The organism is Blastomonas sp. (genome assembly GCF_030373265.1).
GTDB lineage: Bacteria > Pseudomonadota > Alphaproteobacteria > Sphingomonadales > Sphingomonadaceae > Blastomonas.
Map to the genome: position 1 here is coordinate 88,180 of NZ_JAUCZC010000013.1, position 21,436 is coordinate 109,615.

At 61.3% G+C, this 21,436-nt stretch carries 19 protein-coding genes; 15 read left to right on the forward strand and 4 right to left on the reverse strand.

Annotated elements, in window-relative coordinates; genetic code table 11:
• The first annotated feature begins 20 nt into the window (after window positions 1-20).
• Genes QUV11_RS09670 through QUV11_RS09685 form a run of 4 tightly spaced genes read left to right on the forward strand, consistent with a single transcriptional unit; the run spans window position 21 to window position 4,229 of the window.
• On the forward strand, window positions 21-1,190 hold the full coding sequence (locus tag QUV11_RS09670) for a thiolase family protein (protein WP_300882074.1): 1,170 nt from the start codon (window positions 21-23) through the stop codon (window positions 1,188-1,190).
• Window positions 1,187-2,635: an MFS transporter gene (locus QUV11_RS09675; protein ID WP_300882076.1), complete on the forward strand. Its 1,449-nt coding sequence runs from the start codon at window positions 1,187-1,189 to the stop codon at window positions 2,633-2,635. The genes QUV11_RS09670 and QUV11_RS09675 overlap by 4 nt, the downstream gene beginning before the upstream one ends.
• Entirely contained in the window at window positions 2,632-3,048 is a 417-nt protein-coding gene (locus tag QUV11_RS09680; RefSeq protein ID WP_300882078.1) for an OB-fold domain-containing protein, read from the forward strand. The genes QUV11_RS09675 and QUV11_RS09680 overlap by 4 nt, the downstream gene beginning before the upstream one ends.
• Window positions 3,045-4,229 (forward strand): thiolase family protein, encoded by a 1,185-nt coding sequence (locus QUV11_RS09685; RefSeq protein WP_300882080.1) that lies wholly within the window; start codon window positions 3,045-3,047, stop codon window positions 4,227-4,229. Before QUV11_RS09680 ends, QUV11_RS09685 begins: the two co-directional genes overlap by 4 nt.
• Before the next feature lie 84 nt (window positions 4,230-4,313).
• Here QUV11_RS09685 and QUV11_RS09690 read toward each other — a convergent pair whose 3' ends face one another.
• Window positions 4,314-5,099, reverse strand: a complete 786-nt coding sequence (locus tag QUV11_RS09690) for an SDR family oxidoreductase (RefSeq protein WP_300882082.1) — start codon at window positions 5,097-5,099, stop codon at window positions 4,314-4,316.
• Window positions 5,100-5,113: 14 nt separating this feature from the next.
• Window positions 5,114-6,565 (reverse strand): aldehyde dehydrogenase, encoded by a 1,452-nt coding sequence (locus QUV11_RS09695; protein WP_300882084.1) that lies wholly within the window; start codon window positions 6,563-6,565, stop codon window positions 5,114-5,116.
• 187 nt (window positions 6,566-6,752) lie between these two features.
• Between QUV11_RS09695 and QUV11_RS09700 the strand changes: the two genes are divergently transcribed.
• The 11 genes from QUV11_RS09700 to QUV11_RS09750 all read left to right on the forward strand — a co-directional run bounded on the left by QUV11_RS09700 (window position 6,753) and on the right by QUV11_RS09750 (window position 19,894).
• The gene (locus tag QUV11_RS09700) at window positions 6,753-8,228 is read left to right on the forward strand and encodes an aldehyde dehydrogenase family protein (RefSeq protein ID WP_300882085.1); all 1,476 of its coding nucleotides are present in this window, start codon (window positions 6,753-6,755) and stop codon (window positions 8,226-8,228) included.
• 11 nt (window positions 8,229-8,239) lie between these two features.
• Complete coding sequence (locus tag QUV11_RS09705; protein ID WP_300882087.1) at window positions 8,240-9,475, forward strand: CaiB/BaiF CoA-transferase family protein; 1,236 nt, start codon at window positions 8,240-8,242, stop codon at window positions 9,473-9,475.
• Window positions 9,475-9,783 carry a hypothetical protein gene (locus QUV11_RS09710; protein WP_300882089.1) on the forward strand — a complete coding sequence of 103 codons (309 nt, stop codon included), beginning with the start codon at window positions 9,475-9,477 and terminating at the stop codon, window positions 9,781-9,783. Before QUV11_RS09705 ends, QUV11_RS09710 begins: the two co-directional genes overlap by 1 nt.
• A gap of 6 nt (window positions 9,784-9,789) precedes the next feature.
• On the forward strand, window positions 9,790-11,286 hold the full coding sequence (locus tag QUV11_RS09715) for a class I adenylate-forming enzyme family protein (RefSeq protein ID WP_300882091.1): 1,497 nt from the start codon (window positions 9,790-9,792) through the stop codon (window positions 11,284-11,286).
• Between the two features lie 15 nt (window positions 11,287-11,301).
• Window positions 11,302-12,294 (forward strand): enoyl-CoA hydratase/isomerase family protein, encoded by a 993-nt coding sequence (locus QUV11_RS09720; protein WP_300882093.1) that lies wholly within the window; start codon window positions 11,302-11,304, stop codon window positions 12,292-12,294.
• Complete coding sequence (locus QUV11_RS09725) at window positions 12,291-13,283, forward strand: CoA transferase (protein WP_300882095.1); 993 nt, start codon at window positions 12,291-12,293, stop codon at window positions 13,281-13,283. The genes QUV11_RS09720 and QUV11_RS09725 overlap by 4 nt, the downstream gene beginning before the upstream one ends.
• Window positions 13,280-14,707 carry an amidohydrolase family protein gene (locus tag QUV11_RS09730; protein ID WP_300882097.1) on the forward strand — a complete coding sequence of 476 codons (1,428 nt, stop codon included), beginning with the start codon at window positions 13,280-13,282 and terminating at the stop codon, window positions 14,705-14,707. Before QUV11_RS09725 ends, QUV11_RS09730 begins: the two co-directional genes overlap by 4 nt.
• Before the next feature lie 89 nt (window positions 14,708-14,796).
• Complete coding sequence (locus QUV11_RS09735) at window positions 14,797-16,104, forward strand: amidohydrolase family protein (protein WP_300882099.1); 1,308 nt, start codon at window positions 14,797-14,799, stop codon at window positions 16,102-16,104.
• A gap of 128 nt (window positions 16,105-16,232) precedes the next feature.
• Complete coding sequence (locus QUV11_RS09740) at window positions 16,233-17,423, forward strand: cytochrome P450 (protein ID WP_300882101.1); 1,191 nt, start codon at window positions 16,233-16,235, stop codon at window positions 17,421-17,423.
• A 27-nt stretch (window positions 17,424-17,450) separates the two neighbouring features.
• Window positions 17,451-18,509: a hypothetical protein gene (locus QUV11_RS09745; RefSeq protein ID WP_300882104.1), complete on the forward strand. Its 1,059-nt coding sequence runs from the start codon at window positions 17,451-17,453 to the stop codon at window positions 18,507-18,509.
• Entirely contained in the window at window positions 18,509-19,894 is a 1,386-nt protein-coding gene (locus QUV11_RS09750; RefSeq protein WP_300882106.1) for a phosphotransferase family protein, read from the forward strand. Before QUV11_RS09745 ends, QUV11_RS09750 begins: the two co-directional genes overlap by 1 nt.
• Here the strand turns inward: QUV11_RS09750 and QUV11_RS09755 are convergent, their stop codons facing one another.
• Both QUV11_RS09755 and QUV11_RS09760 read right to left on the reverse strand, forming a co-directional pair.
• On the reverse strand, window positions 19,895-20,674 hold the full coding sequence (locus QUV11_RS09755) for a tyrosine-protein phosphatase (RefSeq protein WP_300882108.1): 780 nt from the start codon (window positions 20,672-20,674) through the stop codon (window positions 19,895-19,897).
• Between the two features lie 5 nt (window positions 20,675-20,679).
• Window positions 20,680-21,436 (reverse strand): enoyl-CoA hydratase/isomerase family protein (locus QUV11_RS09760; RefSeq protein ID WP_367279851.1); only part of this gene is annotated, 757 nt, incomplete at its 5' end.

Genomic DNA, 21,436 nt, shown 5'->3' on the forward strand with positions numbered 1-21,436 from the left:
GCAACGGGACAGGACGAGCTATGCTGAAAGCTGCAATCACTGGCATCGGCATGTCTGAACTGGGCCGCAACACCCAGCGGCCCTGCATCGATCTGCTGGCAGATGCTGCGCTGGAAGCGATGGCGGATGCAGGTCTTGGCCGCGACGACATTGACGGCATCACCACCTATCCTGGCAAGCATGACGGGTCACCGGGCATGTCGCCGCTTGGCTGCACCGAGGTGCGCGAGGCTCTGGGGTTGAAGACGCGCTGGCATTCGTCAAGCTCTGAAGGTCCGGCGCAAATGTCTCCGGTCATGATCGCCGCGATGGCGGTCAGCACTGGGCAGGCGCGGCATGTGCTGTGCTTTCGTGCACTCACCGAATCCTCTTCACAGTCCGCAGGACGGCGCGCGAGCGTTCCGGTCGGTAATGGCGGGCGGATCGACGGGTGGACGCAATGGCTTGTCCCTATGGGGGCATTGTCTGCCGCGACCTGGGCCGCGCAGTTTGCGCGCCGAAGGATGCACGAATTCGGCGCGACGCGCGAACAGCTCGGCGCGCAGTGCGTCCTTCAGCGGGCCAATGCCCAAGCCAATCCGCGTGCCATCTTCCACGGCAAGCCTATGTCGATGGACGATTATCTCGGAGCCCGGATGATCGCCGATCCACTGGGCATGTTCGATTGCGACATCCCCATCGACGGAGCCTGCGTGGTGATCGTTTCGGCTTCCGATGCTGCGCGCCACCTTCGCAAACCGCCCATCACCATCGCCGCCATGGGTGCCGCGCTGACCCGGCGCGACAGCTGGGACCAGCGCGCTGACCTGACCCAGATGGCTTCGCTCGACGCCTGCGAGGACATGTGGAGCCGCACCGACCTTAAGCCTGCCGATGTCGACATCGCCGCATTGTATGACGGTTTCAGCGTGTTCGTGCCGATGTGGCTCGAATCCTTCGGCTTCTGCAAGCGTGGCGAAGGCGAGGCGTTCATCGGTGACGGCCATACCGCGCTCACTGGCAGTCTGCCCACCAATACTGGCGGCGGGCAAATGTCAGCGGGACGCCTGCATGGCTTTGGCCATCTGCATGAGGCGTGCACCCAGCTTTGGGGCGAAGGCGCAGGGCGGCAGGTGGCGGATGCCCAAACTGCGGTGGTCGGCATGGGGGGCGGACCGCTCGCCGGCTCCATGCTGCTGCAACGCGCATGAACGGCGCAAATATCAGCACCACGGCCAACACCGATTGGGCGGCCCTCAAACCCTACAGGTTCATGATCTTCGCGCTGTTTATTGCCGAAATCACCGGATCGTTCGAATCCGCCATGATCATCGCCGTGATGAAGTATCTGATCGAGGATTTCGGCGACCCTGCGCTAGTGGGCTGGCTGGTCACGGCCTATCTTATCGTCGGAGCGGCAGCTGCAGCGCTGGTGGGCCGGATGGGCGATATATTTGGGCGACGGCGCGTGCTGCTGATTGTTCTGGCGATCGGGGTTGCCGGATCGCTGATCAGCGCCTTTGCCCCCAGCTTCGGCTGGCTGCTGGCTGGACGGATCATGCAGGGCATGACCGGCGCGATCTTGGCGCTGTGCATCGGTCTGGTCCGTGAGAATCTGCCTCAGCAACATGTGCCGATGGGCATAGGCCTGATGATTTCAGGCGCTTCAGTGGGCACCGCTGCCGGGCTCATCCTTGGCGGATGGATTGCCGACAACTACAGCTGGCACGGCGTTTTCATTGCAAGCGTCGGCTTTTGCGCGGCGGCCTGGGGTGCCGTTCGACTGTGGGTACCCAGATCGCCACTCGGCGCGAACACTGCCGGGATCGACTGGTTCTCAGGAATCCTGTTTGCGCCGGGCATCATGTTGGTGCTTTATTATGTCGGCAGTATCGCCAAGCTGGGGCTGTTCGACAACACCGGGCTGGTTGCTTTCACAGCAGGGATGGCACTGCTCGCCTATTGGCTCTGGCGCAGCCTGACTGCCAAGGTGCCGCTGCTCGATGTCCGGCAGTTTCGCAATCGCAACGTGCTGGTCGCCAATGTCGTCACCGCGCTGGTGGCACTCAGCTCGTTGCAGATCACACTCATCTTTGCGATCCTGCTGCAATCGCCGGTTTGGACGGGCATTGGCCTGGGAGTCAGTGCCTTCGTGTCCGGTCTTGCGAAGTTGCCCTCCAACCTGCTGTCGACCTTTGCCGGTCCGCTGAGCGGCTGGATCACAGGACGCGGCGGTGGACGCATGGCAATGTTGCTGGGCGGCGCGCTGGCTGCGAGCGGCTGGGTGATGGTCTATTTCCTTCATGACAGCATCAGCACCGTCGTCGCGATCCTGTGCGTCATCTCGTTCGGCACCACAATCTTGTTCGCGGTTGGCCCCACGATCCTTGCCGAGGCGGTCACACCTGACCGCACGAGTGAGGTTTCGGGCATGCTGGCCGTAGTGCGTGGGCTGTTTCAGGGCATTGGCGCGATGATAGTAACCAGCCTGTTGGCCTCGCAGGTCGTCACCGATCCGGCAAGCCAGGCGCAATATCCGACCCAGGCAGCATTTCAACTGACCATAGCGGTGGTGATAGCTTTCAGCATTCTGGCAACCCTGTGCGCGTTCGCTCTCCCGAGAGGCAGGGCGACTGCTTCCGCAACCTCCGCATGAACACTCATGCGCCGCGCCCGCTGCCCGCGCTGACCAGCGACACCATGCCATTCTGGACTGCCGGTGCGCACGGCCAGTTGCTGATTCAGCAATGCTGCTTGTGCAGCTATTTTATTCATCCGCCCACCGGCTTCTGCCCCGAATGCGAAAATAGCGAAACGGTGTACACCGCCGTATCCGGGCGCGGCTTCGTCGAAACGTTCACGGTCAACTACAAGATATGGATGCCCGGCCTGCCAGATCGCTATGTGCTGGCGCTGGTGCGCCTTGCGGAGCAGAACGATGTTCGGCTGGCAACCAACATCGTAGGATGCGATCCAGCTTCGGTGCGCTTCGACATGCCGGTAAAGGTTCAGTTCGAGCAAACCGGTGACTTGTGGATCCCGCTGTTTGCTCCTGATCCTGTGCCATGAAAAGCTATCCCGAGAAGCAGACTGCGATCAGCGGCATCGGCCAATCGGTCATTTCTCGCGGAGCAGACAAATCCGCGCTTGGCCTGACCATTGATGCAGCGCTGCAAGCGATCGGCAATGCCGGACTCAAGCGCGCCGATATTGACGGTATCGCCTGCTGGCCGGGCGGCAGCGGCGAGGCCAACGGCTTTGCCCCGGTCGGTATCCCGCAGCTGCAGGATGCATTGCGGCTCAAGCTCGACTGGTATTCCAACGCATCGGAGACCTCCGGCCAGTTCGGTGCCTTATTCAATGCCATCGGCGCAATCGCAGTTGGGCTGGCGCGCCATGTACTTGTCTATCGCACGATGTACGAGGCGACCGCGCGCAAGACCGGGTTCGCCAATGCACTCAACCGGCCAGGCGAGCGCGTCTACGGCATTTTCAACTGGTACGCGCCTTATCATTGCTATGCTGCGGCATTGCAGCAGGCGCTCTTCTTCAATCAGTATGTCCACAAATCGGGGATCAAGCCCGAACAGGTGGCTCAGATCGCAATCAACGGGCGGCGCAACGCTGTACTCAATCCGGCGGCGATCTATCGTACGCCGATCACAGTGGAGGATTATCTCGCCTCGCCCATCATCGCGACGCCGCTGCGCCTTTACGACTGCGACGTGCCGATCGATGGGGCGACCGCAATTATCCTGTCGCATCGTGATGCTGCCCGTGATGGCCCCAATCCGCTGACCTGGATCGAGGCGGTGGGCAGTTCGATGCGCTATCGCAACAGCTGGACCCAGCTCGATGCGCTTTCGACGCAGGCGCAGCCTGAAGTCGCACGGATGATGTGGAACCGTACCGATCTGACGGTGGGCGATATCGATGTTGCCGAACTGTATGACGGGTTCAGCTTTCACACCATCAACTGGCTGGAAAATCTGGGTGTCTGCGGGCTTTACGAGGCCAAGGACTTTATCGGAGACGGTGCGAACATCGCGCTCGACGGCGCATTCCCGATCAACACCAATGGCGGCGCGCTGTCGGCCGGACGCATGCACGCTTATGGCCAGGTGCATGAGGCATGCACGCAGCTTTGGGGACTGGGCGGCGCACGTCAGGTGCAAGGCAACCCCAAAGTCGCGGCACTGACAACCGCGGGCGGACCACTGGCGGGGTGCTTTTTGCTGGCACGGGATTGATACTTTCTGGCTGCCGTACTTCAACCCGTTCGCGCCAGAGACCTATTTTGCCTGGCAGCGACACAATTCGGCATGATTCGTGCTCTAGCTGCGCATTACCCAGCCGCCGTCAACATTCAGCGTTTGCCCAGTCATCCAGCGTCCGGCTTCGGAGACCAGCAATAGCAGAGGGCCAACCAGCTCTTGCGGATCGGCCATGCCGTGGATCGGGGTGCGGCCCTGCACGTAGGCAACAAGCGGACTGTCTGGCGGGGTCAAAGACAAACCTGCCGCGCTGGTCGTCATCCCCGGCGCGATCGCATTGACGGTGATGTTCTGGCTGCCGAGTTCGGTCGCCAGCGTCGTCGTCAGCCCCAGCAGAGCAAGCTTGGTGACGCCATAGACGGTCTGCGCCGGAAATGCCCCTGCCGAAAGCTGGTTGACGATCCGCCCGCCGCCGCGCGCGGCCATCGATGCGATCACTGCTTGTGTGCAGTTGAGCGCACCGTGCAGGTTGACGCGCAGCGCGCGGTCGAAATTTTCGGTGCTGATCTGGCTGGCGGGTGCGCCTACGATTTCAACCATCAGTGCAGCGTTGTTGACCAGTATATCGATGCCACCAAACGCTTCGGTCGCGGATGCGGCCATCGCGGCAGTGGACTCTCGGTTAGTGATGTCGACGCGGACCGCAATTGCCTTGCAACCCAGCGCAGTGATCTCGTCGGCAACAGATTGTGCGCCGTCACCATTGATGTCGGCCACCACGACGGCCGCACCCGCATTGGCGAGGCCCAGCGCATAGGCGCGGCCGATGCTGTTGCCGCGTCCCCCTGCGCCGGTGACAACAGCTACCTTGCCATCAAGACGGAACTGCTCGTTCGAAAAAGCCATAAGTTGATCCCTTCTCAGGCGATGGTGACGGTCTTGTAGCGCAGGAACTCGTCAATACCGGCCTTCCCGCCTTCCTTGCCGAAACCGGAAATTCCGACGCCGCCGAAGGGCGTGTGCGGGTTGATTTGCGTCGCGCCGTTCACGTAGACGCCGCCAGCATACAACCGCTCGGCCAGCCGGTGGACGCGTTTGAGGTCGTTCGACTGGATGTAGGCGGCCAGGCCGTACTGGCTGTTGTTGGCAATGGCGACAGCTTCGTCCTCATCGTGGAACTTCATCACCACCAGTGCGGGACCGAAGATCTCGACCTGCGCGATTTCGCTGTCAGGGTCGGCATCGGCAATGATCGTCGGCTCGATGAAGTTGCCGCTCGCCAAAGCCCCGCCGCTGCGGGTGCCGCCGAGCAGGAACCTCCCGCTGCCCTCACTGCGTACCCGGTCGAACATGCCGCTGACGCGCTCGCACGCCGCAGCGTTGATCAGCGGACCGACCTGGACCCCTGGTTCGAACGGATCGCCGACCTTGTACTGGCTGGCGATGGCGTGGAGCTTGCCCAGCACCTCGTCATAAATATCGGCATGGACCAGCAGCCGCGTCGGCAGCGCACAGCCCTGACCCGAAAGAATGCCGATCGACCAGAACACCGCGCGTTGGCAGGCGGCATCGATATCGCAATCCGGAAACATCAGGCTGGCGGATTTGCCGCCCAGTTCCATGACGCACGGTTTGATCTGTTCGGCGCAGACCGCCATGATTTTGCGCGCGGTTATCGGCCCGCCGGTAAAGCTGATCAGCTCGACTTTGTTGTTGCGCACCAGTGCCTCTCCTGCCTCAGCTGTACCCGGCATGATGGCGATGACGCCATCGGGCACACCTGCCTGCTTGCACAGCCGCGCAAACAATTCTGGCGCAAACGGCGTAATCTCGGCGGGTTTGACGATCACGCAATTGCCTGCCGCGAGCGCCGGGGCAACCTTCATCGCCAGAGAAATCAGCGGACCGTTCCAGGTGATTATGATGCCAACGATACCGATTGGCTCCGGCACGGTATAAGAAAATTCGCCACGCGTGTCGAAGGTGCTGATGAGCTCGCCCGAGAGCTTGTCGCACCAGCCCGCATAATAGCGAGTCCAGGCAACTGCAGTATCGACACCTCGCTCACCGGCGAAGAGCGGTGTGCCACCGTCGAGCGCCGCCGCTTCGGCGAATTGGGTCTTATTGGCCTCCATGAGATCGGCCAGGCGATTGAGGATGTCGCGGCGCTCTTCGGGGCGCGAGCGCCGCCAGCCATCCCGCGCAGCGTGCGCGATAGTCACAGCCTCTGCCATTTCGTCGGGACCGGCGAGCGGAATGGTGCCCTGCACTTTGCCGGTCACCGGACTGACATGATCATGACTGCCGCCGGAGCCTTGGGCGCGCGACATTCCGCCGATATGCAGGCATACTTTCGGGGGCTCGGTGGCCATCATCACTCTCCGGACAACATTATCTTTTTCATCGATTACCTAGTTATATATCTCGGTGCAATCGCAAATTCTTGTCCCCCAGATCGGCGGTTGACGTACTCGCTCATCCGCCGTAATAACTGACGAGTCATCAATTATAAGGCGCGTGCTGGAGTCGCAGCAAAGCCGCCAGATCCGGAGAGGCGCCATGGGTTATCTGAAGCATCCCGATTGCCTGTATGTCGGTGGCGAGTGGTTAGCCGTCCCAGGCAGCGAGGCGGTGATCAATCCTGCCGATGAAAGCCTGATCATGATGGCGCCAGTGGGCACCTCCGCGATTGTCGAGGCCGCAATCGGCGCTGCGCGCGAGGCGTTTGATGCCGGGCCATGGCCGCGCCTTCCGCAAGCCGCACGGCAGGCGAAGCTGGCGGAGTTTCTAGATGCCATCGACCGTCGCAAGGCCGAGATCGTGCAGCTTATCGTTGCCGAGGCCGGAGCCACCCAGATGCTGGCCGACTATCTGCAATATGGCATCCCGATGCAGCATGCCCGTCACATGGTGGCGCTGTCGGCGCGCGATGCGGTGACCCCCCTGCCCGTGGAAGTGACGCCCAATATGCACGGCACGCTCACATTGGGCGGCGGCGTACTTTCGCGCGAACCGATGGGTGTGGTCGCGGCGATTACGCCCTACAATTTTCCGTTCTTCCTCAACATCGGCAAGATCATTCCGGCTATGGCGGTGGGCTGCACAGTTGTGCTCAAACCTTCGCCCTACACTCCGATCGAGGCACTGATCCTGGGCGAAATCGCCGAGGAGGTCGGCTTGCCCAACGGGGTACTCAACATCGTTACCGGCGATGTCGAGGCGGGCATGCTCCTCACCACCGACAAGCGGGTCGATCTGATCAGCTTTACAGGGTCTGACAAGGTCGGCGCGATGATCCAGGCGCAGGCAGCCCCGACACTCAAACGCTGCCTGATGGAGCTCGGCGGCAAGTCCGCGTTGATCGTGCGCGCTGATGCCGATCTCCAGCAGGCCGCGATGCATGGCATGGGTGGGTTCGTCACCCATTGTGGACAGGGCTGCGCGCTACTCACGCGGCATATCGTCCACAATTCCGTGCGCGACGCTTATGTCACAACGCTGCAGGCGATGCTCGGTCACATCAAGATCGGTAACCCGGCGGATCCTTCCGTCAACTACGGTCCGCTGATCCGCGAAGTCGCGCGCACGCGCACCGAGCATTATGTCGACATCGCCCGCAGCGAAGGCGCAACCCTGGTCGCGGGCGGCAAACGCCCGGACGGGTTCGACAAAGGGTTCTATTACGAACCGACCCTGTTCAACAACGTCAGCAATTCGAGTCGTCTGGCGCAGGAGGAGGTGTTCGGTCCCATTGGCGCGGTCATCGGTTATGATACCGACGAAGAAGCCATCGCGATGGCCAATGACAGCGACTTTGGCCTGTCCGGCGGCATCTTTTCCGCCAATGTCGGCCATGCCTATGAAATGGCCTTGCAGCTGCGCACTGGCGGCGTGTCAATCAACGGCGGATCGGGCCGAATGTCCAGCCATGCTCCGTTCGGCGGCATCAAACGGTCGGGCTATGGTCGCGAATATGGCGTCGATGGCCTCAACGAGTTCACCTACATCAAGACCATCGGTTTCCACGGGGCATAAGGGGGTAGCATATGACTCAGGTAATGAAGGGCGTACGCGTCCTTGAGATCGCCCAGTTCACCTTCGTGCCGGCAGCCGGCGCGGTGCTGTCGGACTGGGGCGCCGATGTCATCAAGATCGAACATCCTGTGCGCGGCGATGCCCAGCGCGGCATCAAGATGCTCCAGCGCCTTGCCGTAAACCCGCAACGATCTTCGCTAATGCAACACCCCAATCGCGGCAAGCGCAGCGTTGGCGTCGACGTCTCTTCAGCCGAGGGGCAAGAGCTGATCTATGAGATCGCCAAAACCTGCGATGTGTTTCTGACCAACTATCTGCCCGCGCAGCGTCAGAAGCTGAAAATCGATCTGGAGCATATCCGCGCCGCTAACCCTGACATCATCTATGCGCGCGGATCGGCCTATGGCGACAAGGGGCCCGAGCGCGAGAAAGGCGGCTTCGATTCGACCGCCTTCTGGGCGCGAGGCGGCTCGTCGATGATGGTTACCCCCAAGGAGCTGGACGGCCCGCTTCTGCAACCCGGCCCGGCATATGGCGACACCATCGGCGGCATGAACATCGCAGGCGGAATTGCCGCAGCACTTTTCCACCGCGAACGCACCGGCGAGGCGAGCGAGGTCGACGTATCGCTGCTGTCTTCGGGCATCTGGGCAACGGCCTGTGCTGTCGATATCGCGATGGAAATGCCCGACCAGCAGGATTTGTTCGTTGCGGCCATGCCCGGCGGTTCTACCGTCGCCACCAACCCCTTTATCGGCGCGTTCCGGACTGCCGACGGCAAGTATATCAACCTCACCGTGCTCTCGCCCGGCCCCTATATCGAGGACGTGTTCGGCCATCTTGGGATCGCCGATCATGCCTCGGATCCCCGCTTTTCGACAGCAGAAGCGATCATGACGAACGCCAAAGAGGCCTATGAGCTTGTGAAGGCAGCCATCGCCTCGCAACCCTTTGCCCATTGGATGCAGCAGCTGAAGACGATGCGCGGTCAATGGGCACCGTATCAGTCGGTGCAGGACATCGGCACCGATGAACAGGTCAAGGCCAACGACATGATTTTCGACGTCGAATCCGCAGATGGCGGACCGCCGATCCGGCTGGTCGCCAACCCTGTTCAATTCAATCGCGAGGGTGCGACCAATACTCGCGCGCCTGAAGCATCCGAACACACCGAACTTTTCCTGATGGAAATGGGTGTAGAGTGGGACCGCATAGAGAACCTGAAGGCCAAGGGGGCCATTGCGTAATGGAAATCAAGCCTGGATCGCGCTGGAAGAGCGCTGTGTGCACTGCAGAGTTGGTGGTGGTCCGGCCCCCCGCCAGCGCTGGCGAATTGCAGTGTGGCGGCGTTGCTGTCATCGCGCAAGCTTCGGATCAAGCACCTACGGGCGCGATCGATCCCGCTCACGCCAACGGCGTACTGATCGGCAAGCGCTATACCGATCTGCCAACGGGACTTGAAGTGTTGGGTGCAAAGCCCGGCAAGGGCTCGCTGGCATTCGACGGCCGACCGCTCACCCTCAAGGAAGCCAAGCCGCTTCCGGCATCGGACTGATCCACGGTGCAGACCGCGCTCATCCTCGAAATCGCCGCAGATGCCTGCCCGGAGCGGATCGCGCTTGGCAGTTTACACGATGGCATGCGCTTTGCGGCGCTGCGCGCGCGGGCCAATGCTGCGGCACATTGGCTGCGCCAAAGCCAGGGCCATAACGCCGCGTTCATCGGCATGAACGGTGCAGCGTTACCGGTACTGCTGTTCGCCAGCGGGATGGCCGGGATGCCCTTCGTGCCGATCAACTACCGGCTCGGCGACGACGACCTGCGCAGGCTTGTCGCCCGCACGGCGCCGGGCGTCGTGGTTGTCGATGATGACATGGCCGACCGGATATCAGGAACACCCGGCATCGACATTATCTTGCGCAGCACATTCGAGTCGCGCTTTGTGGACGGCCCCCTCCCGGTGCCGGCCCCCCTTCCTGATCACGAGAACGATATTGCGGTGCTGCTGTTCACCAGCGGCACCACCGGTGATCCCAAGGCGGCGGTGCTGCGACATGTCAATCTGACATCCTATGTCATGTCTACCGTAGAGTTTCTGGGTTGCGATGAGGACGAGGCCACGCTTGTCAGCGTGCCGCCTTACCATATCGCAGGGATATCGGCGGTTTTGACAGCAGCCTATGGCGGGCGGCGGCTGGTCTATCTTCCGGCATTCACTGCAGAAGCCTGGGTCGAGATTGCAGCGCGCGAAGCCATCACCCACGCCATGGTGGTGCCGACCATGCTGGGCCGGATCCTCGATATCATGGCCAGTACCGGCCAAACGCTCCCAAATCTCAAATCCTTGTCCTATGGTGGGGGAAGGATGCCCGAGCCCGTGATCGCCCGCGCGCTGCAAGTCTTGCCTCATGTCGATTTTGTCAACGCATATGGCCTGACCGAAACCAGTTCGACGGTCGCCCTGCTGAGCGCCGACGATCATCGCAACGCCATTTTGTCCAGCGATCCTGCAGTGCGACGTCGGCTTGGCTCGGTCGGCAGGCCTCTGCCAGCACTGGAACTGGAGATCCGCGGACCCGATGGCGCACGGTTGGGGCCGGGCGAGCCAGGGGAAATCTTCGTCCGGGGCGAACAGGTGTCGGGAGAGTATCTGCACAAAAAGACGATCGCACCTGATGGCTGGTTCGCGACCAACGATGGCGGCTGGCTGGACGAGGATGGCTATCTGTTTATTGAGGGGCGCCTGGACGATGTCATCGTGCGGGGCGGTGAAAACATATCGCCCGGGGAGATCGAGGACGTGCTGCGCGGCCACCCGCAAGTCGCCGACTGCGCGGTGCTGGGGCTGCCCGACGTGCAATGGGGCGAGAAGGTCGCCGCCGTCATCGTCTGTCGGCCCGGCATCTGCGATACCGATGCGCTGGCAGACTTGGTCAAGGCGAGGCTGCGCTCGACCAAGACTCCCGAAGCGTGGTTCTTCCGTGACACGCTGCCGTATAACGAGACCGGCAAGCTGCTGCGCCGGGTGCTTAAGGCCGAGCTTGCAGTCGAGAGCTAGGGGCGTTTGTGGCGGATGGATCCGATCGACCATATCGAAGCCGATGAATATTCAGCGCTAGGCTCGATCCCTGTCATGATCGTCGATGCCGCACGCTTTGCTCGGAGCCCTGTATCGATTCAGGCAGTAAAGATCGGGGTCGATGCCCAGGGCGACTTGCCGCTGATCGACCAGGCACTGTTTGACGTCCTGCTCACCTCAGTCGCCAACGCACCCGCCCCCTGGGTCTCGATTGCGCCTTCCGGGCTGTGGCAAGCCGCCAATGGACTGGCGGCCATGGTCAGACGATCGCCGATAGCGAGCACAGTTTTATGCCAGACTTTGCGGATCACCGAGCGTCTGGGTTTTGCCGATGCAATCATCGCCGAATCCCTTGCTTACTCGGCGCTGTTGGGAGGTAGCGAATTTGGTCGCTGGCGCGATACCCGGAAACGATCGGATGCGCCGCCAACATCCGGTGCGCCCGTGATCGTGCAGCGCCACGGCGACCAGATCGGCTTGACCCTGAACGATGCTGCCGGTCGAAACGCAATGACGGCAGAAATGCGCGATGCGCTCTATGCTGCTCTGGCCAATGTCGCGGACGACCCGACCTGCCCGATTGTAACGCTGAATGCAGCAGGCAGATGCTTTTCGACAGGCGGCGCGCTGCATGAATTCGGGACTGCTGACGATCTTGCCGCCGCCCATGTCGTACGTACGTTGCACAGCTGCGCCAGGCTGATCGGCGAATTGGGTGACCGGGTGACTGTCTTTCTGCATGGCGCCTGCATCGGGTCGGGTATCGAGCTTGCGGCGGCAGCCGGGCATCGCATCGCGTCTCCGGATGCATGGTTTCAGTTGCCTGAGCTGCGCATGGGCCTGATTCCCGGTGCAGGGGGCACTGCGTCCGTTTCGCAAGCGATCGGCCGGCATCGGTGTGCATGGCTTGCCCTCAGCGGCAAGCGCATTTCGGTTCATACCGCACTGCAATGGGGTCTTGTCCACGGCATCGGAACTCAGCCATGACCGCCGCGCTTTTCGACCATGTCGCGGCTACTGGCGTACAGCTAGCTGAAGGTGCACGGCAAATCGGGGGCAGGATTTCCATCGACCCCGGAACAGTGCTGCACAGGGACCGCGTGCCACCACTGGCGGAACCTGGGCGGATTTCGGCAAACGGCCACTGCCGGTTGATCGAAGCACAGGATGGCTGGCTTGCTGTCAATCTTCCTCGCGATGAGGACAGGCTTTCGGTCCCTGCCTGGACGCAGTGCGATGTGGATGCCGAACCGTGGCAAGCGGTCGAGATGGCTGCGAGACAGGGCAGCGCAACAGACATTCTGGAACGCGCTGAGTTGCTGCATTTGCCGGTGGCGCGGGTTGGCGAGACGATGCTTTGCGCAAGAGCTCCTCTGCGCAGGCGCGACAGGCCTCGGCGCGAAGCCCTGTCTGCGATCGATCTGTCGGCGCTTTGGGCAGGTCCGCTCTGCGGTGGGTTGCTGGCCGACGCAGGCATCGCCACCACACGCGTTGAGAGCCCAGCACGGCCTGACCCCACAGCGCGAACGTCTCCGGAACTCCATGGACGAATCAATGGCAACAAACGTTGTTTGTCCATGTCCATCGCTGATCCGGCGTTGACAGCGCTGATCGCCGCAGCAGATGTGCTGATCACCAGTGGGAGGGCCCACGCGCTGGCGCGGATCGGATTGTCGCCTGAGCGTCTGTTCGCGCTCAATCCCGATCTCATCTGGGTAGCGATTACTGCCCATGGTTGGCTAGACTCCAATGCCATGCGCGTAGGCTTCGGCGACGATTGTGCAGCGGCAGGCGGCCTTGTTGCATTGGAGGATGGATGTCCGTCGTTTGTGGGCGATGCTCTTGCCGATCCACTGACCGGGCTACTTGCCGCCAAGTCCGCTTTGGATGCCCTGGCCAGTGACAATGTCGGACTGATCGATGTTTCGCTGGCTCAGTCTGCAGCGCATTTTGCCAATCTGATGGAAATATCATGAGCGACCGATTCGATCTGATCGTCCGCAATATACGTCTCGCCGACAGTCCGCACACCAGCCTGGCTATCCGTGATGGGCGGGTTGCAGAGATAGGTTGTGACAGATCCGCCTTGGGCCCCGAGCTGGACGGGCAGCGCGCAACGATGTTGCCGGGGTTGGTCGATCATCATCTCCATTTGCTGGCCACCGCCGCGCAGATGCAATCGGTAGACCTGTCAGGGTCGCTGACGTACGAGGCAGTCAGGGACAAGCTGCACAGGGCGGTGCGGGGCCTCGATGCAGGGACATGGCTGCGTGCCACGGGATATGACGAGCGTGCAGCGGGCCTTCTTGATGCTGCGGCTATCGACCAGTGGGTCTGCGACAGGCCTGTGCGGATCCAGGATCGCACTGGCGCGCTTTGGGTGCTCAATGGTGCTGGGCTCGCGCGGATCGGCGATGCGCCTTATCCCCAAGGCGTCGAGACCAGCCCGGACGGCGTGCCTACGGGCCGCATCTGGCGGTGCGACGACTGGCTGCGAAGCAGGATCGGCTCAACCCCCCCATCGCTTGCACGGCTGGGCATGAGTCTCTTGCGCTACGGTATCACTGGCGTGACCGATGCCGGAGCGGATAACGGTCCGCCGCAGGCCGGTATCCTTGCCGCGGCCGTACGATCGGGAGCGCTGCCACAGCGCCTCACTGTGATGGGCCGCGAAGACCTTCCAGCATCAACAGCTTACAAGATTGGCGCACTCAAGCTGCTGTATGACGAAACCGACTGGCCTGACACTCACATCGTTGCCGCGCGTATCGTCGAAGCCCGGCGGCAGGGGCGGAATGTAGCGGCGCACTGCACGACAGCCGCAGAACTGGTGTTGTACCTTGCTGCGCTCGAGGAATCAGGCGGCGCACGCACCGGTGATCGGATCGAGCATGGCAGTATGATCCCGCACAGCATGATCCCGGATATCGCCAGGGCAGGGCTGACGGTGGTCACACAGCCCGGATTTGTGCATGATCGCGGCGACCGATACCTCGCGCAGATTCCGGCACATGAGATCGATGACCTTTACCGGCTAAGCTCATTGCGTGATGCCGGGGTGGCGCTCGCAGCAGGTTCAGATGCGCCTTATGCGAGCGTCAGCCCTTGGATAGGCATAGCAGCGGCGCAGAACCGCCTCACCCGGCACGGCGCAAGGCTTGGCGCTGCCGAAGCTATTTCGGCACGCGAGGCATTGGCGCTTTACAGCCCTGGCGGATTAAAGGGCGTTGCCGCCGCGCCTAGAATTTCGGTCGGGCAGAATGCAGACCTGTGCCTCGTTGCACTCAATGATAGCCCGCAAACAGAAACAATCGTTCGTGCGACGATCATAGGCGGAAACGTGTTCGAGCCCAATCCGGACGCGGCAGAATTGACTTGCAAAACGAGTGACATCCAATAAACTGACGATCCGTCAAGTTTAGAAGAAGACTGCCGTCTCGAGACATCTCGACGATCAGCGCGGCGCAGCAAAGGAGAGAGCCGATGGACATGAACGACATGGTAATCATCAGCGTGGACGACCATGCTGTCGAGCCGCCTGAAGCCTTCATCCGCCACTATCCCGAGGGCAAGAAGGATCGTGCACCCAGGATCATTGACAGGAACGGTCAGGATGTCTGGGAATGGAACGGCGCAATCTACCCGACCATCGGGCTGAATGCCGTGGTTGGACGTCCACGCGCTGAATACGGCATGGAACCAACGCGCTTTGCGCAGCTGCGCGAAGGCTGTTTCGATGCCAAGGCGCGCGTCGACGACATGAATGTCAATGGCGTGCTTTCCTCGCTGAATTTCCCGACCATGCCCGGGTTCGCTGGTGGCGTTTTTATTGCCGCAGCGCAGAAATCGCCTGCAGAGGCACTGCTCGCCGTGCGGGCGTGGAACGACTGGCATGTGCAGGAATGGTGCGCATCTGCACCGGGCCGCTTTATCCCGGTGTGCCTGGTGCCTTGCTGGGACATGGATGCAACGCTCGCAGAGATGAAACGAATGAGCGATCTTGGCGTCCACGCCGTGTCTTTCTCCGATAATCCATCCAATATTGGCCTGCCGAGCATCCACAATGCCTATTGGGAGCCGTTCTGGAAGGCGTGCAGCGATTACAAGATGGTGATCAACTGTCATATCGGCACTGGCGCACGGGCTATGCACCCCTCGCCCGAAAGCCCGATCGATGCCTGGATCACCGCGATGCCGATCTCGATTGCCAACTCGGCAGCGGACTGGACCTTCGCCAGCTTCTGGAAGCGGTATCCGGATCTGCGCATGGCGCTTAGCGAAGGCGGGATCGGCTGGATCCCCTATTTCCTTGAGCGTGCAGATTTCACGTACGACCATCACCACGAGTGGACTTACAGCGATTTTGGCAAGGAACGCCCCAGCGACGTCTTCAAGCGCCACGTGATTTGCTGCTTTATCGACGACCAGTTCGGAGTGAAAAACCTCGACTACATGAATGTCGATATGGTCGCGTATGAATGCGATTATCCTCATTCGGACACCGTTTGGCCCAATGTTCCCGAGTATCTTTGGGCATCGGTGAACGGATTGAACCCTGACGTGATCAACAAGATCACCCACCAGAATGTTATGAGAGAATACAGCTTCGACCCGATCACCACTCTGGGTGGCCGCGATAACTGTACGGTAAGCGCGCTGCGAGAACTGGGCAAGCATGTCGATGTCAGCCCGCGTGTCGGCCTGGGCGGCCTGAAGACAGAAAGCATGGACGCCATCGGCAATGCCCGGCGTCCGGTCACTTCGGGCGATATCGAGCGGATGTTCGCCTCGGCATGAAGGGTGTTTGCCCCCTCCGGGGGGCAGGCCCGGCAGATGCTTGACAGGAGGACTGCGTGACGGCGACTGATGAGATAGGGCACTACACGGGCACATTCCCGATTCCGGCACATGTGCCAAGAGACCGGGTGACCGATCTCAACTTCGCCAATGGCAACGTCCCTAACGACCTGCCCGATCCTTATGTCCAGACCGACCGTTTGCGCGGCCCTGATGTACCACGCCTTCTCTACAATCCCGATTCCGCCGCCGGGAGGCAGAGCGGAGCCTGGGCGGTGTCGCATTACGAGGACATTCGCCGGGTCTATGAGGACAACGAGTATTTCTCGACTCAGGGCGCAGCGGAATTTCAGGCAATGGTCGGCGAAACTTTCCGGTCGATCCCGCTGGCCATCGATCCACCCGAACACGGCAAGTATCGCCGCTTCCTCAACCCCCATTTCTCGCCAGTGGCGATGAAGACTATGGAGCCCAAGATTCGCGCGGTTGTCGTCGAAATGATCGACGCCATTGCTCAAAACGGCGAGGTCGACATAGCCTACGACTTCGGCCGGATTTATCCGGTGCGCATTTTCCTAGATCTGATGGGGCTGCCATTCAGCATGTTCGAGCAGTTCCTGGAATGGGAATATGAAATTCTCCATTCCAAGGACTATCCGCGCATCGGCGCAGCCGTGACTGCGGTGATCGCATATCTGCGCGGTTTCATCGCCGAGAAAGAGGCGGAGCCCGACAATCGGCTGGGCAGTTATATCGTGCATGGCGAAATCGACGGGCAACCGCTGAGCGCAGACGACAAGATCGGCATCATCTGGTTCCTCTGGCTGGGCGGTCTCGATACCGTGGCATCCACTATCAGTCAGATGTTCCGCCGTCTGGTGCTCGACACGGCGCTACAGGACCGCATCCGTGCGAACCCGCAGATCATCCCCAGTGCCGTGGAGGAATTCCTGCGCACCCAGCCACTGGTCAATTCCGCTCGCGTTGTGCGCAAGGACTTTAGCTGGCACGGTGTCGAACTGAAGGCAGGCGATGTTATCCAATGTATCGTTACCTCCGGCAATTTCGATCCCGCCGCATTCAAATGCCCGCGAGAATTCGACCCCGAGCGCACTGCCAATCGGCACTACACCTTTGTAGGTGGCGCGCACATCTGCTTGGGCGCGCATCTGGCGCGCCGCGAACTGCGCGTTCTACTGGAAGAGTGGTTTGCGCGCATTCCGCCATTTCGCCTCAAGCCCGGGGCAGACACGACCGTTACACCGGGCCTGCTGTCGATCCGCAACCTTCCTTTGGTCTGGGACCGCGCCGCCAAATAACTAGAACAAAAAAGCCGGAGAGCAGATTTGACCGACCCAGCCTACGATCCTTACGCCTTCAAGCCCGAGGACGATGGCTATCACCAGCTTTCGAATGACCCGTTCGAGACCGAGACAAACTGGTGGTCGTTCAACATACCGGAGCGGAAGATCGGCTGCTGGATTCACACGCCCTATTACCCACACCGCAAAACGGTGACCTGGCGAATCTTCGCATGGGACGAGACCGGCTATGATCCGGCGCGCTTGGCATATTACAAAAAGGTCGAGGAAGCGCCGATGCCGGACAACCCGGATCTTCGCGAGATAACCTTTCCATGCGGTGGCTATTCCCTCAAGATGTTGTCGCCCGGCATGCAATATCATCTGCAATATTCCGATCCGGCGCGCGGTTTTGCGCTCGACTTCACGTTTACCGGTTCGCACCCGCCGCACCGGTTCGAGCCAGGTGAGCCGCCTTTCATCAACACGCCTCACTACGATCAGGTCGGCCATGTACTGGGTACAATGACGCTGCGCGGCGAAGTCATTCCGATCGACAGCTACTCCGTGCGCGACCGGACTTGGGGCCCGCGTGGCGGCCCTTATTCTCAGAGCCGCAAGCAATATGCCAGCGATGCCGAGCGGGTGAAACACCCCGGCGGGCCGCGCTGGCGCGAGATCGAGCGTGAACGCGGACGCGGCCGCATTCAGTACATCTTCGGTCATTGTGGCGGTAATACCGGATTTCTCGGTTTTGTCCGTACCCAGGACGGCACCGCCGATGGCTGGAGCCCGATGAACGGCGGCTACATCCTGCGCGACGGGGTGTTCGGCTCGCTGGACAAGGACCGGTGCCGCATGCGGGCATTTCGCAACCCGGAGACCGGCTGGTGCACGCATATGCAAGTTGAAATGGCCGACCGGCTTGGCCGAGTTATGCATGTCGAAGGCTTTGCCGTCAGCCGGATGAGCGAGGCCGGCTACGGCACCAATCAGCTCATGCGATGGGACATCGATGGCCAGATTGGCTGGGGCGAAGACCAGGATGTGTGGCGTGGTGAGCATTTCGTCAGGATGCTCGACGCGCTGAAATTGTGGAAATGATGAACCCGCGCTCCGACATGCTTGCCATGCTGCCTGTAGGTCTTGTGGCGTCGGTCGAGAACGAAACCGGCGCGCAGGTGACCGCGATAAAGCCGCGCGGCGGCGGCGGGGCTTCGCGTGAGGGAGCGGAACTGGTGCTGGCATGGCCCGATGGCCGAGAGCAGCACGCCTACATGAACTACGACGTGCACCGTGCGGGTGCTGGCGATGACGCTGCCTTCTTGCGTGAGGCTGCGATCATCAGGGCGCTGTCGGGCCCACTTGCCGATGCAGGTGTCAGGGTCGCGCCGTTTATTGCCGCGATTCCTGAGCAACGCGCTCTGCTGGGCGGCTTCGTCGGAGGCGAAGCGAATTACAATACCCTGGCGACGTCAGAGGAGCGGTTCACGGTGGCGCGTGATTTCATGACCCAGCTGGCCCGGCTACATGCCATCGAGCCGACGGCAAGCCCAATCGATGGCATGGGCGTAGTCGAACGGCCGCATGCAGCCATCCGGAACCGTCTGGCCGCGCTAAGGCTGCGCAACAGCGGCGACGGCTGGGACCCGCTCATACATCTTTCGCTAGACTGGCTGGAAGCAAATATTCCCGCCGACACCGTCGATCCGGTCATCGTGCATGGCGATGCGGGGCCTGCGAACTTCCTGTTCGAAAACGGCAGGGTCACAATCCTGCTCGACTGGGAACTGGTGCATTATGGTGACCCGATGGCGGATCTTGCCATGCTGTGCCTGCGCATGCTGTTTCAACCCTTTGTGCCACTGCCTCAGGCATTTGAAGCTTACCGAGCCGCTGGCGGCAAGCCGCTCGACCTGCAACGTCTTCGCTACTGGCGGCTGCTGTTCCAGACGGGCTTTGCCGGGCGCGCCAGGCTGGACGATCCGAATGCACCGCCGCCGCCCAATCTGGGCATGAACCTGGTCTATTCCACTATACACCGGCGCGTGCTGGCAGAAGCGCTTGCTGAAATGGCAGGAGGAGCACCTTTTGCGGTGTCGCTCCCCGAAGTGCCCGAAGGCAGGCGCGGGCGCAGCTTTGGCATTGCGCTCGATGATATTCGTGATGTGATCGCGCCGCGCTGCGACGATCAGCAGGCAACGGTCAAGGCCAAGGGGCTGGCGCGGCTGATCAAATGGTGGCGCGCGATCGAACGCTATGAACCGGCACTGCTGGACGCCGAACGACGCGAGATCAACGAGGCGCTAGGTGCGTGTTATCCCGACCACGCCTCTGCCTGGCGGGCATATTGTGAAGCCGTGCGCACCGGATCGCTTGATGTTTCCACAGCTGTCCGCCTGTGCAACGCGCACATGTCCCGCGAGGCTGCGTTGATGGCCGATGCTATGGGTAGCCTCGCTGCAATCGGCTTTGCGCCTCTGGAATGATCAGACCAGCAACTGGTCTTCTATCCGGCCAATTAGGCGATCGGTCACACCCAACACCGTTCGGGCATAAGCACTCACCGAACCATGCGCATCAATCATCGCCGCAAAACTGCGCTCGAGATAGTCAGGATGCACCGACATAAGAGTGCGCACCGCGTCATCGTGCATGGCTGACCCGAAGCGGGTACGCAGAATTGGCGCACGTTGCTCCATTCGGGCATCGATGTCTGCAACCACATTCGTCAGCAGGTAATCATCGACGATCTCGTCCTCGTGAACGCCCAGCAAGCTGTGGAGCAGCGCGGCTGCCATGCCGGTGCGGTCCTTGCCCGCCAGACAATGCAGCAGGCTTGCGCCATCGCGCTCGGCCAGCGCAGCAAAATAGAGCCGCATGGCAGCAACCATGTTCTGCTGGAACGGCATTTCGGCGTAAAGACGCAGCATGTTGGCGTGTGCATCATGTGCCGTTATCACGGCCCGGGCAGCCTCGTCGTGTGGTGCCTGCCCCGATGCCGTCGTTTCGCCATCAGCAAACAGCACCCTTGCCTCAAAATTCTCAGGCCGCCTGCAAGGATACAATTCCCGCTCGCTCGATCCGCGAAGATCAATGACCGTCGCCAGGGCAAGACGCGCAACGATCGCGATGTCGGAAGGTGTCGCATGGACATGATGGCCGGACCGATAAAGCCGCCCTGCAGCAATGCGCGCACCTGCGCGCGCCGGATAATCGCCATAGTCACGAAAGTTGCTGATGCCATCGCAGACCAGCACCCGCACCATGCCGTTCAATGCCCCCGGAATTTCGCCGCGCGCCGCTCCTTGACCGCAGCCAGGCCTTCGCGAAAATCGTCCGTGCCCAGTAGCATCGCTTGGTTGGGCAGATTGACCTGCCATTCAGCGTCCATTGAGCTTTCCAGCCCGCGATGCAGCGATTGCTTGACGGTTGCATAGGCCAGAGGCGCAATCGCCGCGAGTTCGCGGGCAAATTCCAGCCCGCGCTCTGGCAACGCACCCGCCGCGACCATCTCGGACACCAGCCCAATGCTGAGGGCCTCCTCGGCCTTCACTGGCTTGCCCAAGAGGCACATCTGAGCGGCGCGGCCTAGCCCGACGATGCGCGGCAAAAGGAAAACACCGCCGAGCGGCGGCATGATACCCAGCTTGATCCAGCTTTCCTGAAACATGGCATTGTCGGCTGCGATGCGGAAATCGCACGCCAGCGCCAGTTCGCACCCGACCGTGATCGCAGCGCCCTGGACCAGCGCGACAGTGGGCTTCGGGCAACGGTAGATGGCCTTTGCCGCACCCTGGAAATTTGCATAGACGGTGGTCTTGATCTCCACCGCCGTCTGGTGAGTCAAGCCGTCCAGAAACGCGAAATCCGCGCCGACCGAGAAGTGTTTGCCATCTGCAGCTAGGATGATTGCACGCACCGAGTCATCGTCTGCCAACGCCAGAAAGGCATCGCGAAGTTCCCCGAGCATCTTTGGGTGATGGGGTGGACGCCCCCCGACGGCATCGATGTGCCATAGTGGAGGTGTT